The 13,649-nt window shown below is 70.5% G+C and carries 15 protein-coding genes; 4 read left to right on the forward strand and 11 right to left on the reverse strand.

Going from position 1 to position 13,649, the window contains the following annotated elements; translation table 11 throughout:
• Positions 1 to 19 precede the first annotated feature (19 nt).
• The 11 genes from ACT541_RS04190 to ACT541_RS04240 form a co-directional block, all read right to left on the reverse strand.
• Positions 20 to 1,015 (reverse strand): hypothetical protein, encoded by a 996-nt coding sequence (locus tag ACT541_RS04190; RefSeq protein WP_476134504.1) that lies wholly within the window; start codon positions 1,013 to 1,015, stop codon positions 20 to 22.
• The gene (locus ACT541_RS04195; protein ID WP_476134505.1) at positions 1,012 to 1,701 is read right to left on the reverse strand and encodes an ABC transporter ATP-binding protein; all 690 of its coding nucleotides are present in this window, start codon (positions 1,699 to 1,701) and stop codon (positions 1,012 to 1,014) included. Before ACT541_RS04195 ends, ACT541_RS04190 begins: the two co-directional genes overlap by 4 nt.
• A 7-nt stretch (positions 1,702 to 1,708) precedes the next feature.
• Positions 1,709 to 2,854 (reverse strand): ABC transporter permease, encoded by a 1,146-nt coding sequence (locus ACT541_RS04200; protein ID WP_476134507.1) that lies wholly within the window; start codon positions 2,852 to 2,854, stop codon positions 1,709 to 1,711.
• A 3-nt stretch (positions 2,855 to 2,857) separates the two neighbouring features.
• Positions 2,858 to 3,202: a hypothetical protein gene (locus ACT541_RS04205; RefSeq protein ID WP_476134508.1), complete on the reverse strand. Its 345-nt coding sequence runs from the start codon at positions 3,200 to 3,202 to the stop codon at positions 2,858 to 2,860.
• Positions 3,199 to 3,735 (reverse strand): nitrous oxide reductase accessory protein NosL, encoded by a 537-nt coding sequence (locus ACT541_RS04210; RefSeq protein WP_476134510.1) that lies wholly within the window; start codon positions 3,733 to 3,735, stop codon positions 3,199 to 3,201. The genes ACT541_RS04205 and ACT541_RS04210 overlap by 4 nt, the downstream gene beginning before the upstream one ends.
• A gap of 57 nt (positions 3,736 to 3,792) precedes the next feature.
• Positions 3,793 to 4,425 carry a nitrous oxide reductase accessory protein NosL gene (locus tag ACT541_RS04215; protein ID WP_476134512.1) on the reverse strand — a complete coding sequence of 211 codons (633 nt, stop codon included), beginning with the start codon at positions 4,423 to 4,425 and terminating at the stop codon, positions 3,793 to 3,795.
• A gap of 79 nt (positions 4,426 to 4,504) precedes the next feature.
• The gene (locus ACT541_RS04220) at positions 4,505 to 4,861 is read right to left on the reverse strand and encodes a hypothetical protein (RefSeq protein WP_476134513.1); all 357 of its coding nucleotides are present in this window, start codon (positions 4,859 to 4,861) and stop codon (positions 4,505 to 4,507) included.
• A 148-nt stretch (positions 4,862 to 5,009) separates the two neighbouring features.
• Positions 5,010 to 5,714: a nitrous oxide reductase accessory protein NosL gene (locus tag ACT541_RS04225; protein WP_476134515.1), complete on the reverse strand. Its 705-nt coding sequence runs from the start codon at positions 5,712 to 5,714 to the stop codon at positions 5,010 to 5,012.
• Positions 5,715 to 5,769: 55 nt separating this feature from the next.
• Positions 5,770 to 7,965, reverse strand: coding sequence for a TonB-dependent siderophore receptor (locus ACT541_RS04230; RefSeq protein ID WP_476134517.1), 2,196 nt, complete (start codon positions 7,963 to 7,965; stop codon positions 5,770 to 5,772).
• A gap of 44 nt (positions 7,966 to 8,009) precedes the next feature.
• Positions 8,010 to 8,429, reverse strand: coding sequence for a DUF2946 domain-containing protein (locus tag ACT541_RS04235; protein ID WP_476134519.1), 420 nt, complete (start codon positions 8,427 to 8,429; stop codon positions 8,010 to 8,012).
• Between the two features lie 98 nt (positions 8,430 to 8,527).
• Positions 8,528 to 9,415 (reverse strand): cation diffusion facilitator family transporter, encoded by an 888-nt coding sequence (locus tag ACT541_RS04240; protein WP_476134520.1) that lies wholly within the window; start codon positions 9,413 to 9,415, stop codon positions 8,528 to 8,530.
• A 225-nt stretch (positions 9,416 to 9,640) separates the two neighbouring features.
• Between ACT541_RS04240 and ACT541_RS04245 the strand changes: the two genes are divergently transcribed.
• Genes ACT541_RS04245 through ACT541_RS04260 form a run of 4 tightly spaced genes read left to right on the forward strand, consistent with a single transcriptional unit; the run spans position 9,641 to position 13,647 of the window.
• Positions 9,641 to 11,089 carry a UbiA family prenyltransferase gene (locus ACT541_RS04245; RefSeq protein WP_476134522.1) on the forward strand — a complete coding sequence of 483 codons (1,449 nt, stop codon included), beginning with the start codon at positions 9,641 to 9,643 and terminating at the stop codon, positions 11,087 to 11,089.
• Between the two features lie 10 nt (positions 11,090 to 11,099).
• The gene (locus tag ACT541_RS04250) at positions 11,100 to 11,564 is read left to right on the forward strand and encodes a GtrA family protein (RefSeq protein WP_476134523.1); all 465 of its coding nucleotides are present in this window, start codon (positions 11,100 to 11,102) and stop codon (positions 11,562 to 11,564) included.
• Complete coding sequence (locus ACT541_RS04255; protein WP_476136028.1) at positions 11,564 to 12,898, forward strand: FAD-binding oxidoreductase; 1,335 nt, start codon at positions 11,564 to 11,566, stop codon at positions 12,896 to 12,898. The genes ACT541_RS04250 and ACT541_RS04255 overlap by 1 nt, the downstream gene beginning before the upstream one ends.
• 8 nt (positions 12,899 to 12,906) lie before the next feature.
• Entirely contained in the window at positions 12,907 to 13,647 is a 741-nt protein-coding gene (locus tag ACT541_RS04260) for an SDR family oxidoreductase (protein ID WP_476134525.1), read from the forward strand.
• The last annotated feature ends 2 nt before the right edge of the window (positions 13,648 to 13,649 follow it).

Genomic DNA, 13,649 nt, shown 5'->3' on the forward strand with positions numbered 1-13,649 from the left:
AAGCCGAAAACGCCGCGCTTCAGCCGATCAGCACGAGATGCGACCGCGCCACCAACACCATGGCGACGGCCGCGAAGAGGAGATCGCCGACGAGCATCGTGACGATCGCCCATCGCGCCGGATCGGCCGGCCCCGCCCGCGTCAGCCGCCCGCGGAAGGCCGCGAGCACGCTCGCCGAGAGGCCGGCGCCGGTCGCCGCGAAGAGCGGCAGATAGAGCGCGAAACCGACGTGGCCGTATTCCCGTTTCAGGATGCAGAACGGGCAGTGGTGGTGCGGCTGCTCGTAGACCCAGGGCGCGATCGCCGAGACGATCGCCGCCAGCGCCAGCCCGAAGACCGCGAGCGACGCCGGCCCGAGGAGGAGGGCCGCGCGCCGCCACCGGAGTGCCGCGAGCCCCGTCACGCCGGAGACGGCGAGGCCGACGCCGAGGGCGATCATCGCGTCGAGCGGCGGCAGCGAGGCGAGATCGCCGCCGACATCCGCCTTGCCCTCGCCGAAGAGCTTGCCGCAGCACGAAGTGATCGTGTCGGCCTTCAGATCGAGGAAATAGGCGAGTTCGATGCCGCCTTCCGCCAGCACCAGCGGCGCCAGCACCAGCAGGCCGACGTGCTTCTGCCTGACCAGTGCCCGGTCGCGGGTCGCGGCGTCGGCGCGGTCGACGGCGAGCCAGACGAAGGCGGCGAAGAACACCACGATCTTCGCCCACAGCGCCGGAAAGCCCCAGACGCTGGCGTTGAGCGTGCCGACGGCGCACATCGCGCCGACGAAGAGCGGCGCCATGCGGTCGGCGTTGAAGGCGAAGAGGATCAGGCTCGCCGCCTCGAGCGCCAGCACGAAGGCGACGACGGTGGAGACGAGGCCGGTCGTCTTCTCGAGCCCGATCTGACGCTGCGATCCGCTCGTCGCGTCCCAGTGTGCGAGGAGGCGCAGCGCGAAGACCGCCGCACCGAGCAGCACCAGGCCGGCGAGCGTCGAGGCGAGGATCAGCGCCAGGATCGGCGGGTGGAAGATCATCGGATGTCTTCCTCGTCCTCGTCGATCCGCCCGTCGATCATCGTCACCAGCCGATCGACGATCGCCGCCTCGGTGATGCGCGGGTCGTGGCTGGTGATCAGAACCGTCTTGCCGGCCCGCTTCAACACGTCGGCGATGACGAGGAACTGCGCCACCCGCTCGGCGTCGAGGCTGGCGGTCGGCTCGTCGGCGACGATCACGGCGGGATCGTTGATCAGGGCGCGCGCGATGGCGACGCGTTGCGCCTCGCCGCCGGAGAGATGTTCGACCGACAGCCGCGCCCGGTCGGCGAGGCCGAACTGGTCGAGCAGTCCGAAGGCGCGCTCTTCGAGGGCGCGATGCGGCAGCCCCATCGGCACCGCCGGCAGCACGACGTTGTCGAGCGCCGAGAGCCCGCGCACCAGATTGAAGCGCTGGAAGACGAAGCCGAAGGTTCGCCGGCGAACTTCCGTGAGGAAACGCTCGGGCAGTCCCGAGACCACCTCGCCGTCGATGCGGACGCGGCCGGTCGTCGGCCGCGCGAGGCACCCGATCACGGTGAGGAGGGTGGTCTTGCCCGAGCCCGACGGCCCGCGCAGGACGGTGATGCGGCCGTCGTCGATGGTGAGATCGACGCCGCCGACGGCGACGACCTCGTCGTGACGGCCCTGATTGTGCAGCTTGGTGACGTCTTCGAGTTGGATCATCGCCGCCTCACCGCATGACCGCGTCGGGATCGGCCGACGCCGTCTTCCACACCGGAACGAGAATCGCCGCCATGTAGGGCACCACCGTCAGCATCGCGAGGGTGAAGACCTCGAGCGCGTCGACGCTCGGCGACAGGGGAAAGCGCGGGTAGAGCGTCGCCCAACCGGTCAGGACAGGGGCGAAGAGCCCGGCCGAGAAGAAGAAGACGTGCAGCCACGCCCCGATCATCCCGAGGACGAAGGCGAGGCCGGAGATCAGCGCGCCTTCCGTCAGCCGCACCGCGACGACGTCGCGCGTCTCCCAGCCGATCGCCTTGAGGATGCCGATCTCGCGCTTCTCCTCCGCCGAGAGGCCGGAGGCGCGGTCGAAGGCGAGCAGCGCGAAGGCGATCAGCGCGCCGGCGAGCAGCGCCAGCGTCAGCCCCTCGCGCCACGAGAACAGCGCCTCGACGCTGCGGCCCATGTCGTCGCGGGTGACGAAACGGTGGCGCGGCAGCTTGATGCCGGCCTTCTCGGCGATGGTCTTGACCTCGCGCGGGTTGGTGACGGTGATCGCCACGTCGGTCCACACGTCCGCCGGCAGTTCGAAGAAGGCGCGGAAGTCGCTCTCCTCGACCAGCACCAGATCGGAGGAGACCAGCGCCGAGTCCGACGGCAGGATCGCCTTGACCCGGCTGCGCAGGAACTTGCCGGCGGGCGAGACGAGGAAGAGCGGCTTGCCGACCTCGAGCCGGCGCGCCCGCGCCACGCCCTCGCCGACGATCGTCTCGCCCTTGCCGACCTTCAGCGCGCCGTCGGCGGCCGGCGGCACCATCAGCGTGTAGTTGGCGGCGCCGGCGCTGTCCCACAGATGGCCCCACAGCCGCGGCTCGATGCGGCGGACGCCGCGCAGCGTGCCGAGTGCGGCGACCTCGTCCGTCCGCGTCAGGTCGTGGCGGCCCATCACCATCGCCTGGGCGGTGATCTCCGGTCCGCTCGAAAGCTGTGCTGAGGCCTCGCGGCGCACTGCCGAGCCGAAGAGCATGACGGAGCCGAGCAGGAAGACGACGAGGGCGTAGATCGCCACCAGGCCGATGTTCTTGGTCGGTCGACGCATCAGCGAGCGTACGGCGAAGTCGAGAAGTTGGCGGCGGCGTTCGAAGGCGGCGCGCATGGGTCACTCCTGCCCGGCTTCGAGCCGGCCGGCGGGGAAGGCGCGCGGCGCGACGACGAGCGAGGCGGTGGGAAAATGATCGAGGCTCGCCGGCCCGTCCTGGAACGCCGAATGGATGTCGGCGAGGGACGGATGGCGGGTGTAGCGCGCCTCGGTGAAGAGTGCCGGATCGCTCAGCGCGAGTTCCGCGGCGATCGCCGAGGCCCGCGCCCGTCGCCCCGCCGGATCGTCGCGGACGACGACCGCCGCCACCAGCGCCGCGCCGACGAGGAGGAGCCCGCCGAAGAGGAGGGCAGCCATCGTCGAGCCGCGCGGGCGCCGCGGCGGGTGGGGGGCGGACGCGGTCATTCGAAACGTCCGTCGTCGAGGGCGGCGGTGAGCGCGAGCGTCGCCTCGGGTGCCTTCAGGATGCGTTTGCCCTTGTGATCGGTGAGGAATTCCTCGGCGTCGGCCCTGGTCGCGAGGGGCACCAGTTCGTGGCCCATCGGGCCGAGCACGTCCGAGCCGATCACGTACCAGGCGGTCTCGGCGGCGACGAGGCTGCCCTCGTAGTAGGCGGTGACGCCCACCGCCTCGATCTCCTCCGCCTTGCGGCCGGGCGACCAGTGGCCGACGTCGCGGAGATATTTGAAGAGGTCCTTCGCCCCGTCGAAATGCTCCATGTGGCCGTCGCGAAAGCGCAGCGAGGCGATCCAATAGGGGTATTTGGCGACGAACATGCCGCAGACCGGGCAGACGTCGCGCTCGCCGGGCTTGGGCAGAGCGACGGCGGCGGCCTTGTCGGCGTCGGCGGCCTCCGCGACGGGCAGGCACGCGAAGGTCGCGAGGCCGGCGACGAAGGCACGGCGGCCGAGGCGTGCGGGACGGCGATGTCGGATCATGGCATGTCTCCGGGCGACCCCGGCCGGGCGTGCGCCCGACCGGGATGCGATGACCGATCACTGCGGATTGGCGGCCTTCTTGCGCATCTCGCCGCGGCGGGTGCGCAGCATGATCGTGTCGTCGGCCATCACCAGATAGGCCTTGCGCAGCGCGCCGTTGAAGTCGACGACCTCGGCACCGGCCTTGGCCGAGGCTTCCGCCTTGGCGGCGGCCTCCGCCTTCGCCTTGTCGGCATAGGCCGCGTTCGACACCCGCGTCATCGTGCCGGGCTTGGAGGGGTCGACGACGTAGAAGGCCTTGTCGACGTTGACGAGCGGCTTGATCTCGCCGTCGGCACCGGCGTCGCCCGCCCAGATCGCCTTCGGACCCTTGTCCATGTTGAGCGACAGACCGATCGCCGCGCAGTGCAGCGAGCAGGTGCCGTCGACCGCGTCGTCCTCGTAGTGGATGAGGTGGCGGGTCGCCGAGAACTTGGCGCGCACCATGCCGCAGTAGCGGCAGCGCGGGAACTTCTTGGTGTCGTCGGTGGTCGGGTCCTTGTCCTTCGGCAGATCCTTGATCAGGCCGTTGGCGTCGGTCCAGGCCCAGGGCGCCATCGGCTGTTCCTGGGCACCCGTCTGCGTGGCGAAGAGCGAGGCGAGGGCGGCGCCGGCGACCAGCGCGCGACGATCGATCGGGAAATCGGTCATGGGATGGATTCCTTCGTGCATGGGCTGAGGAGACACGACGCGACACGGTCTGCGCCGGCGTCGTCGTGTCTTCGGTCGATCAGGCGCGAAGGGAGAGCGGAGGCCCGCGGACGACGCCGAAGCGCGACGCCGGCCGCGACACCAGGAAGGCGATGACGATCTCGGAGACCCGGGCTTCGGCGACGACCGCCGGGCCGACGACGACCGGCCCCTGCGGCGCCGGACCGCTGCCGGTCACCGCCGCCGAGGCGCAGAGCACGCAAGGGTCGTCGACCGTGTCGATCGGCGAGGTGCGATCGCCGGCCTCGCCGTGGCAGAGCGAGAGAATGCCCGCGGCGGCGACATCGGAGGAGACCGAGGAGGCCGCCGTGGCGCCGAGATGATCCGCGGTCAGCAGGACCTGCAGCAGCATCGCGAAGAGGGCGAGCCACCGCATCGGACGAGCGTTCCGAGACGCGCGCGACGACGGGGCTCTCTCTTCGGTCATGCGATCTCCCGCGAGGGACGTGTCGAGGATCGATCCATCGCGCTTTGCTGATATCTGCGCCTTGATCATGGTCAATGATGCCGGGACGATCGCACCGTCACGGCGCCTTGGCCGGCGCCTGCCCGGTCAGTTCCTGCTTCAGTTTCTCCGATCTGCGCCGCATTTCGGCCCGCCAGCGACGGTTCGTCGCGTTGTCCTCGGCCATCACCAGATGGGCGTTCTTCAGCGCCTCCTCGAACCGCACGACGCGGGCGCCGGCGGTCTTGGCGAGTTCGGTCGCGGCGGCGGCATCCGCCTTGGCGCGGTCGGCATAGGCGAAGTTGGAGACCCGCGTCATCGTGCCCGGGCGCGACGGATCGAGCACGTAGAAGGCCTTGTCGACGGGAACCAGCGGCTTGACCTCGGCATCCGACCCGGCGTCGCCGACCCACAGGCCGCGGATGTCGGCATTGATGCCGAGCGACAGGCCGACCGCCAGGCAGCGCAGCGAGCAGGTGCCGTCCATGCCGTCGTCCTCGTAGGAGACGAGATGGCGGCTGTGCGAGAACTTGCGCCGGTCCATGCCGCAGTAGCGACACCGCGGCTGCTTCTCGAACTCGTTGGTCAGCGGATCGGGGTCCTTGGGCAGACCGCGCAGCGGACCGTTGGCGGCGGTCCATTCCCACGGCGTCTGGGCGGCCGGCGCGGGTGCGGGAGCCGCCGGGGCGGCGGGCTTGTCCTCGGCGCTCGCGGGGCGGGCGGCGAAGAGCGCGGCGAGGGCTGCGGCGCCGAGCACGGCGCGGCGATCGGGAGATGTCGTCATGATGTCCTCGAGGAAAAGAGGGAAGGCGGGAGGGCCCGAGCCCTCCCGACGAGGCTCAGAACGTCGCCTTCAGCGTCACGAGGAAGTTCCTCGGGTCGCCGTAGGTGTTGTAGGAGGAGGTGCCGCCGACACGGGTGCGATAGACGGTGTCGAACACGTTGTTGACGGCGAAGGTCGCCTTCAGATGCTTGTTGATCTCGTAGCCGGCCTGGAGATCGACGACCGTGTAGGGGTTCTGCACGCGCGCCGGCGGATTGCCGAAGCCCGAATCCGAATAGGCCTGCAGGCCGAGACCGCCGAAGACGCCGGCCCAGCGCCCGTCCTGGACGGTGTACTGGGTCCACAGTTTGAACGAGTGCTTCGGCTGCCAGGTGGTGATCGGATTGCCGGTGTTCGGGCTCGCCGACAGGACCTTGGTGTGGTTGTAGGTGTAGCCGGCGGCGATCTGCCAACCCGGCATCGCCTCGCCGGTCACCTCCAGTTCCACGCCCTCGCTCTTGGCCTTGCCCGCGTTGAGATAGAAGCCCGGATGACTGAGGTCCGACATCGTCCGATTGTAGTCGTCGATGTAGAAGGCCGCAGCCGAGGTCTGCAGTTTGCCGCCGAAGAACTCGCCCTTGAGGCCGACCTCGTATTGCGCGCCGGTGCGCGGATCGAGGATCGTGCCGGCGCCGCCGTCCCACTTCTTGGACGTGGTCGGCACGAAGATGTCGGCGTAGCTCGCATAGGCGTTGATGCCCTTGACGATCTCGTAGACGAGACCGGCATAGGGCGAGAGCCGACCGTCGGCCTTGGAGCCCTGAGACCAGCCGGTCGCGGCGCCCGGCGGGATGGTGCGCGAGCGCGAGTCGTACCAGGAGACGCGCGAGCCGACGATCAGCGTCAGCGGATCGAGGATCTTGATCTTGCCCTGGCCGTAGATGCCGACCTGCTTCTGCTCGCTGCGCGAACCGGAGTTGAAGACGAAGGCCGGTTCGGGAACCGTGGCGTCGGGGTTGAAGATGTTGCCGGTGACGTTCGCGGCGTTCATTCCGACGCCTTCCGAGCCCCAGAAGGCGTAGTTGGTTCCGAGCAGGACCTCGTGGGTGCGGCCGAACAGCTCGATCGGACCGCGCACGAAGGCGTCGGCCGAGTTGCGCTCGAAGTCGTAGAGCCATGAACGGCGCGCGTAATCGGCGCCCCCGGAGGCATTCGCGCCGGTCCAAGTATACGCGTCCTTGAGGACGTAGTGCTGGCGCCGCGTGGCGAACGACGCCTTCGCGATCCAGCCACTGTCGAAGCGATGTTCGAGCGAGGCGGCATATTCGTCCGTCAACCAGTGATAACGCGACCACGACGGATCGGGATTGGTCGAGCGGGGCACGTCCAGGAAGGCACCGGTCGCGATGTTCGCAGGTAGACCCGAATAGGACGGCGTGCGGGCGTCCTGGTGGGCGGCCGAGACGGTCAGCAGCGTCCTGTCGGTCAGGTCGACCTCGACCGTGCCGAAGCCGACCCATTTGGCGTCGTGGGAGCGGTCGTAGAAGTAGTTGCGATCGGTGCCGGCGAGCACGCCGCGCCAACGGATGCGCTTCTCCTCGCCGAGCGGACCGGTGACGTCGAGCTCGGCGCGCTTGTTGGCCCACGAGCCGTAGCTGGTGATGAGCGAGGCGCCGAAGACGTCCTTCGGCGTCTTCTTGACGAAGTTCACCACGCCGCCCGGGCTGCCCTGGCCCATCAGCAGGCCGGATGGTCCCTTGAGCACCTCGAGCCGGTCGTAGATCGCCGTGTCGAACTGCTGGTAGCCGCCGAAGCCGGAGAGCGCCGGCGCGCCGTCGACCATCGCCTCCGGCGAATAGCCGCGGACGTAGTACTGGCTCTGCGCCGGATCGTTCGAGATCATCGTCACGCCCGGCGTGCGGGCGAGGACCTGGTCGACCGTCGTCAGGTGCTGGTCCTCGATCTGCTGGCGCGTCATCACCGACACCGAGTTCGGCACGTCGATGCGCTTCATCGGGATCTTGCCGGCGGTGGTCACGGCGCCGGAGGTGTAGGAGCCGGTGCCGTCGGTGGTGGCGGCGTTGCGCTGCGGTCGGTCGGCCGAGACCACGACCTCGGGCAGCGGCGCGTCGACCGTCTGGCCCTGCTCCTGCGGCGGCGTCTTCGCCTTCTTCTGCTTCTTGGCCGGCTCGGCCAGCGCCGTCGAGGACGCGAGCACGAGCGCGAGCGCGACGAGGCCGGAGCCCCTCGCGAGGGTGGGGATGGACTGCATGGTTTCTTCTCCCGAAAGCGCGTCGAGGCGCCTCGTGGACGAGATCAGGCGGCGAGGAGGATCGCGCCGGTTCGGACGTCGTCTCGGGAGAGGGAAGGGGGCGCGCGGGCGCGGATGCGGTCGAGGAGCCGCGGCAGGACGATCGCCTCGACGGCGATGCGCCATTCGGCCGGGCGGAATCGTTCGACCGGCGGCGGGGCGAGGCCGATCTCGACCGGCGGAGCGAAACCGCCGGGGGCTGCGAGCCGGCAAAGGCCGCAGGCGTCGCCGTGATGGAGTGCTGCCGGGCTCGTCGCGTCGCGACGCTCGACCGCCTCCTGGTCCTGGGCGCAGACGATGATGTCGACGAGGGGATCGAAGGCGAGGCGGATACTGGCCGCACTGGAACCGACCGGCGCCAGGATCTGCACGATCAGCGCCAGTACGATCAGAAGTGCTTCGAAGGCGATACGCAACCTTCGCAAGAACAATCTCCCCTTGCCCCGCGTCACAGACGACATTTCAGTGGGAGAGAGTCAATCGGCGTCGATCTACGTACGACGGAGTGACGAGGCGCCGCTCGTCAGAGGACGAGGACGCCGCGGTGTTCGGCCTCGCCCTCGGGCTCGAGGTGGATGGTGACGATCGCGTCCTCGATCGCCGTCGCCAGCGCCGCCTCGATGCGATCGCAGATGGCGTGCGCATCGCGCACCGCCATGTCGCCCGGCACCACCAGATGGAAGTCGACGAAGACGGCGCGGCCGGCGTGCCGGGTGCGCAGGGCATGGGCCTCGAGCGCGCCGGTCGCCTCGACGGCGATGATCTCGGCGATCTTCGCCAGGATGTCGTCGCCGACCGCCTCGTCCATCAGGCCGGAGAGCGAATCCCGCATCACCTTCCAGCCCGACCACAGGATGTTGACCGCCACCGCGGCGGCGAGCAGCGGATCGAGGATCATCCAGCCGGTCACGACCGCCAGTCCGACGCCCACCGCCACGCCGACCGAGGAGACGACGTCGGAGAGGAGATGATGGCCGTCCGCCACCAGCGCCGGCGAGCGCAGCCGCCGCCCGCGCACGATCAGCACCCGGCACCAGACCGCGTTGATCACGCTCGCCAGACCGTTGATCGCGAGGCCCTCGAACGGCGCGTCGATGGCGCGCGGCGCCAGGATCCCGGCCCAGGCCTCGCGGAAGATCAGCGCCGCGGCGACGACGATCATCGCTCCTTCGAGCGCGGCGGAGAAGAACTCGGCCTTGTGGTGACCGTAGGGGTGGCGGGCATCGGCCGGACGCGCGGCGATGCGGATCGCCACCAGCGCGGCGATCGCGGTGGCGACGTTGACGATGCTCTCGAGCCCGTCGGAGAGCAGCGCCACCGATCCCGTGACCGCCCAGGCGACCAGTTTCAGCCCGAGCACCACGAGGCCGACGACGATGCTGCCGATGGCGATCTGGTGGGTGGAGGACATGCACGGCTCCATCGAGCGGAGGTTCCGACGAGCGGCGCCACCCTGTCATGAACGCCGCGACGGCGACAGTCGCCGTTCGGAGGGGAGCGTCGCGGCTCTGCGGGCGCCGGTTGCAGTCGGGCGCGGCACGCCGACGAGGTGCCGCCCGGCGGATGCGGTGCTAGGATCGCGAATCGGTCGCTGCGCCCGCGTCGCGGCCCGACGCATCGTTGCCCGGAGATCCGCATGAGCGACCCAGTCGAAGACCCCGCGACGGCGGCCGCGCCGATCCCGCTGGTCCTCGATCTCGACGGCACGCTCGTCGCCTCCGATCTCCTGGTCGAGGCCGCGGCCACCCATGTCGCCACCCACCCCGGCCGGATCGGCGGCCTGATCGCCGCCGCCCGCCGCGGCAAGGCGGCGCTGAAGGCGACGATCGCCGCAGCGACCCCGGTCGATCCGACGCGTCTGCCCTGGGACGTCCGCGTGCTGGCGATGATCGAGGCGGCGCGCGGCGCCGGCCGACCGGTCTGGCTCGCTTCCGGTTCCAACGAGCGTCACGTCGCCGCGGTCGCCGCCCATCTCGGCCTCGACGGCTGGCTCGCCTCCGACGACACGGTCAACCTGACCGGCGAGGCCAAGGCCCGCCGGCTGGTCGAGACCTTCGGCGAGAAGGGCTTCGACTATGTCGGCGACGGTGCGGTCGATCTGCCGGTCTGGGCGGTCTGCCGCCGCGGCATCGCCATCGAGCCGTCGCGCGCCACCCGCGCCCGCCTTGCCCTGACGCGTCCCGACGTGACGATCGTGCCGCCGCTGCCCGGCCGGGCCGAGGCCTGGGTCGCGCTCTTCCGGCCGCACCAGTGGGTGAAGAACGCGCTGGTCTTCCTGCCGCTGATCACGGCGCAGAAGTTCGGCACGACGGCGCTCGTCGAGGCGATCGTCGCCTTCCTCGCCTTCTCCTTCGCCGCCTCCGCCGTCTATGTCTTCAACGATCTCGTCGACCTCTCGGCCGATCGCGGCCATCCGACCAAGAAGCGCCGGCCGCTCGCCGCCGGCCGCGTGCCGATCCTCGCCGCCCTGCCCGCCGCCGCCCTGCTCGTCGTCGCGGCGCTCCTGGCCGCGGCGATGGTCTCGCCGTTCTTCGCCGGGGTGATCGCCGTCTATCTGGCGGTGACCACGGCCTATTCCTTCTGGCTCAAGCGCAAGATGCTGGTCGACGTGCTGGCGCTCGCCGGGCTCTACACGTTCCGCGTCATCGGCGGCGCGGTGGCGATCGGCGTGCCGGTGTCGGAATGGCTGCTCGGCTTCTCGATGTTCGTCTTCACCGCGCTCGCCCTGATCAAGCGCTACGTCGAGCTCGCCGCCCGCATCGACGGCGACCTGCCGGACCCGGAGAACCGCGACTGGCGCAAGGCCGACCTGCCCGTCGTCTCGGCGCTCGCCGCCGCCGCCGCCTTCAATGCCGTGACCGTCTTCGCCCTCTGGGTCTCCTCCGAGACGGTGCATCGGCTCTATCGCCACCCGTCGCTGCTCTGGCTCGTCTGCCCGATCCTGCTGTATTGGCTCGGCCGCGCCCTGATGCTCGCCCATCGCCGCGAGATGGCCGACGACCCGATCCTCTTCGCCCTGAAGGATCGCAACAGCCTCCTCGCCTTCGCGCTGATCGGCGCGATCGTCGTCGCGGCGGTGGTGTGAGGAGGCCGACATGAGCGAAGCGACCGAGCGCGAGACGACCGAAGCCGGTGAGGCGGCGACCCGCCCCTTCCTCGCCGCCCATGCGGTCTTCGTGCGCTACGTGCTCTTCGCGGTGATCGCCGGCCTCGCCAATCTCGGCGCCCAGGAGGCGACGGTCCGGATCGGGCCGGCCTGGCCGCTGATGGTCTCGGTGCTCGCCGGCACCGGCGTCGGCTTCTTCGTCAAATATTGGCTCGAGAAGCGCTTCATCTTCTTCGACGCCTGGGAGAGCCACGCCGCCGAGCTGCGCAAGATCACCGTCTACGGCCTCTTCGGCGTCGGCACGACCCTGCTCTTCTGGGCGATCGAACTCGGCGCCTGGCACCTGTGGCAGACCGTCGAGGCGAAATACGCCGGCGCCGCCGTCGGCCTCGCGCTCGGCAACTGGATCAAGTACCTGATGGACAAGCACTGGGTCTTCGGGAGGTCGTCATGATGCGCCGCCTTTCCGGTTGGGGCCGCTGGCCGGTGGTGGAGAGCGATTGGCTCGCCCCCGCCCGCCGCGAGGATGCCCGCGCCGCGCTCGCCGCGACCGAGGGCGTGGTGGCGCGCGGCAACGGTCGTGCCTACGGCGATGCCGCGATCGGCGCCCGGGCGACGCTCTCGGCCCGCGGCCTCGACCGGATGATCGCCTTCGACGCCGCGACCGGGCTGCTGACGCTCGAGGCCGGCGTCCTCCTCTCCGACGTCGTCGACGCCTTCGGCCCACGCGGCTTCTTCCCCGTCGTGGTGCCCGGCACCCGCCTCGTCACCATCGGCGGGGCGATCGCCGCCGACGTCCACGGCAAGAACCATCACCGCGACGGCGGCTTCGGCGATCACCTCGTCTCGCTGGTGCTGGCGACGGCGAGTGGCGACGTCGTGACCTGTTCGCGCGAGGAGAACGCCGAACTCTTCGCCGCGACCGTCGGCGGCATGGGCCTGACCGGCACCATCCTCGAGGCGACGATCCGCCTGCGCGCCGTCGAGACCGGCTGGATCCGCCAGACGACGGTGGTGGCGCAGGATCTCGCCGCCGCGATCGCGGCCCTCGACGGGGCCGACGCCACGACCTATTCGGTCGCCTGGATCGACTGCGTCGCCCGCGGCGCGGCGCTCGGCCGTTCGCTCGTCTTCCTCGGCGAACACGCCACCCGCGCCGATCTCGACGCGTCGGCCGCGCGCGATCCCTTCCCGCCGATCCCGGCACCGCGCCTCGCCGTGCCGATCGACGCGCCCGGCTTCGCGCTGGCGCACTGGAGCGTCGCCGCCTTCAACGAGGCCTATTTCCGCCTCGGCGCCCGCAGGGCCGGCGCGCCCTTCACCGTCGCGGCCGGGCCCTATTTCTTCCCGCTCGACGGTGTCGGCGACTGGAACCGCATCTACGGTCGCCGCGGCTTCGTCCAGCACCAGTGCGTGCTGCCGACGGCGACCGGCCCGGCGGCCTTGGCCGAGATGCTCGACCGCATCGCCGCGCGCGGCGATGCCTCCTTCCTCGCCGTGCTGAAGAAGCTCGGCCGGGCGAACGGCCTCCTCTCCTTCCCGCTCGAGGGCTGGACGCTGGCGCTCGACTTCCCCGTGACGCCCGGCCTCCTCGACTTCCTCGAGGAGCTCGATGCGATCGTGGTGAAGGCCGGCGGCCGGCTCTACCTCGCCAAGGACGCCCGCCAGTCGCGTGCCACCTTCGAGGCCGGCTACGGCGAGGCCGTCGATCGTTTCCGCGCGCTCCGGCGCAGCCTCGACCCGACCGGCCGCGTCGCGTCGCGCCAATCCCTCCGCCTCGGCCTGTGAGACCCGCCATGACCGAACCACGATCCGTCCTGATCCTCGGCGGCACCTCCGACATCGGCCGCGCCGCGGCGATCGCCTTCGCCCGCGCCGGCTGGCGCGTGACGCTCGCCGCCCGTGATGCCCAGGCGCTTTCCCGCGACGCCGCCGACGTGGCGACCCGTACCGGCCGCGAGGTCGCGACGCTGCGCTTCGACGCGCTCGACAGCGGATCCTTCGCCGGCTTCGTCGACGCGCTCGCAGCCCTGCCGGATGCCGTCGTCTCGACGGTCGGCCTGCTCGGCGACCAGCGCCGCGCCGAGACCGATCTCGACCATGCGAGCCTGGTTCTCCGCACCAACTTCGAAGGTCCGGCGCTGATCCTCGGCCTCTTCGCCGAGCGGATGGTGGCGCGCGGCTCGGGTACGATCGTCGGCGTCTCCTCGGTCGCCGGCGAGCGGGGACGCGCCTCGAACTACGTCTACGGCGCGGCGAAGGCGGGCTTCACCGCCTTCCTCTCGGGGCTCCGCAACCGCTGCTTCCGGGCCGGCGTCCACGTCGTCTCGGTCCAGCCCGGCTTCGTGCGCACCAAGATGACGGCGCATCTGGAGCTGCCCGGCGCGTTGACCGCCGAGCCCGACATGGTCGGGGCGGCGATCCTCGCGGCGGTCGAGAAGAAGCGCGACGTCGTCTGGGTCAAGGGCGTGTGGCGCTGGGTGATGACCGTCATCCGCGCCCTGCCCGAGCCGATCTTCAAGCGCACGAAGCTCTGAGC

This window comes from Pinisolibacter sp. DMC100, from assembly GCF_056313705.1.

Coding starts and splice junctions, on each gene's coding strand:
- ACT541_RS04190 (WP_476134504.1), bottom strand. CDS start 1,015: ATGATCTTCCACCCGCCGATCCTGGCGCTGATCCTCGCCTCGACGCTC.
- ACT541_RS04195 (WP_476134505.1), bottom strand. CDS start 1,701: ATGATCCAACTCGAAGACGTCACCAAGCTGCACAATCAGGGCCGTCAC.
- ACT541_RS04200 (WP_476134507.1), bottom strand. CDS start 2,854: ATGCGCGCCGCCTTCGAACGCCGCCGCCAACTTCTCGACTTCGCCGTA.
- ACT541_RS04205 (WP_476134508.1), bottom strand. CDS start 3,202: ATGACCGCGTCCGCCCCCCACCCGCCGCGGCGCCCGCGCGGCTCGACG.
- ACT541_RS04210 (WP_476134510.1), bottom strand. CDS start 3,735: ATGATCCGACATCGCCGTCCCGCACGCCTCGGCCGCCGTGCCTTCGTC.
- ACT541_RS04215 (WP_476134512.1), bottom strand. CDS start 4,425: ATGACCGATTTCCCGATCGATCGTCGCGCGCTGGTCGCCGGCGCCGCC.
- ACT541_RS04220 (WP_476134513.1), bottom strand. CDS start 4,861: ATGCGGTGGCTCGCCCTCTTCGCGATGCTGCTGCAGGTCCTGCTGACC.
- ACT541_RS04225 (WP_476134515.1), bottom strand. CDS start 5,714: ATGACGACATCTCCCGATCGCCGCGCCGTGCTCGGCGCCGCAGCCCTC.
- ACT541_RS04230 (WP_476134517.1), bottom strand. CDS start 7,965: ATGCAGTCCATCCCCACCCTCGCGAGGGGCTCCGGCCTCGTCGCGCTC.
- ACT541_RS04240 (WP_476134520.1), bottom strand. CDS start 9,415: ATGTCCTCCACCCACCAGATCGCCATCGGCAGCATCGTCGTCGGCCTC.
- ACT541_RS04245 (WP_476134522.1), top strand. CDS start 9,641: ATGAGCGACCCAGTCGAAGACCCCGCGACGGCGGCCGCGCCGATCCCG.
- ACT541_RS04250 (WP_476134523.1), top strand. CDS start 11,100: ATGAGCGAAGCGACCGAGCGCGAGACGACCGAAGCCGGTGAGGCGGCG.
- ACT541_RS04255 (WP_476136028.1), top strand. CDS start 11,564: ATGCGCCGCCTTTCCGGTTGGGGCCGCTGGCCGGTGGTGGAGAGCGAT.
- ACT541_RS04260 (WP_476134525.1), top strand. CDS start 12,907: ATGACCGAACCACGATCCGTCCTGATCCTCGGCGGCACCTCCGACATC.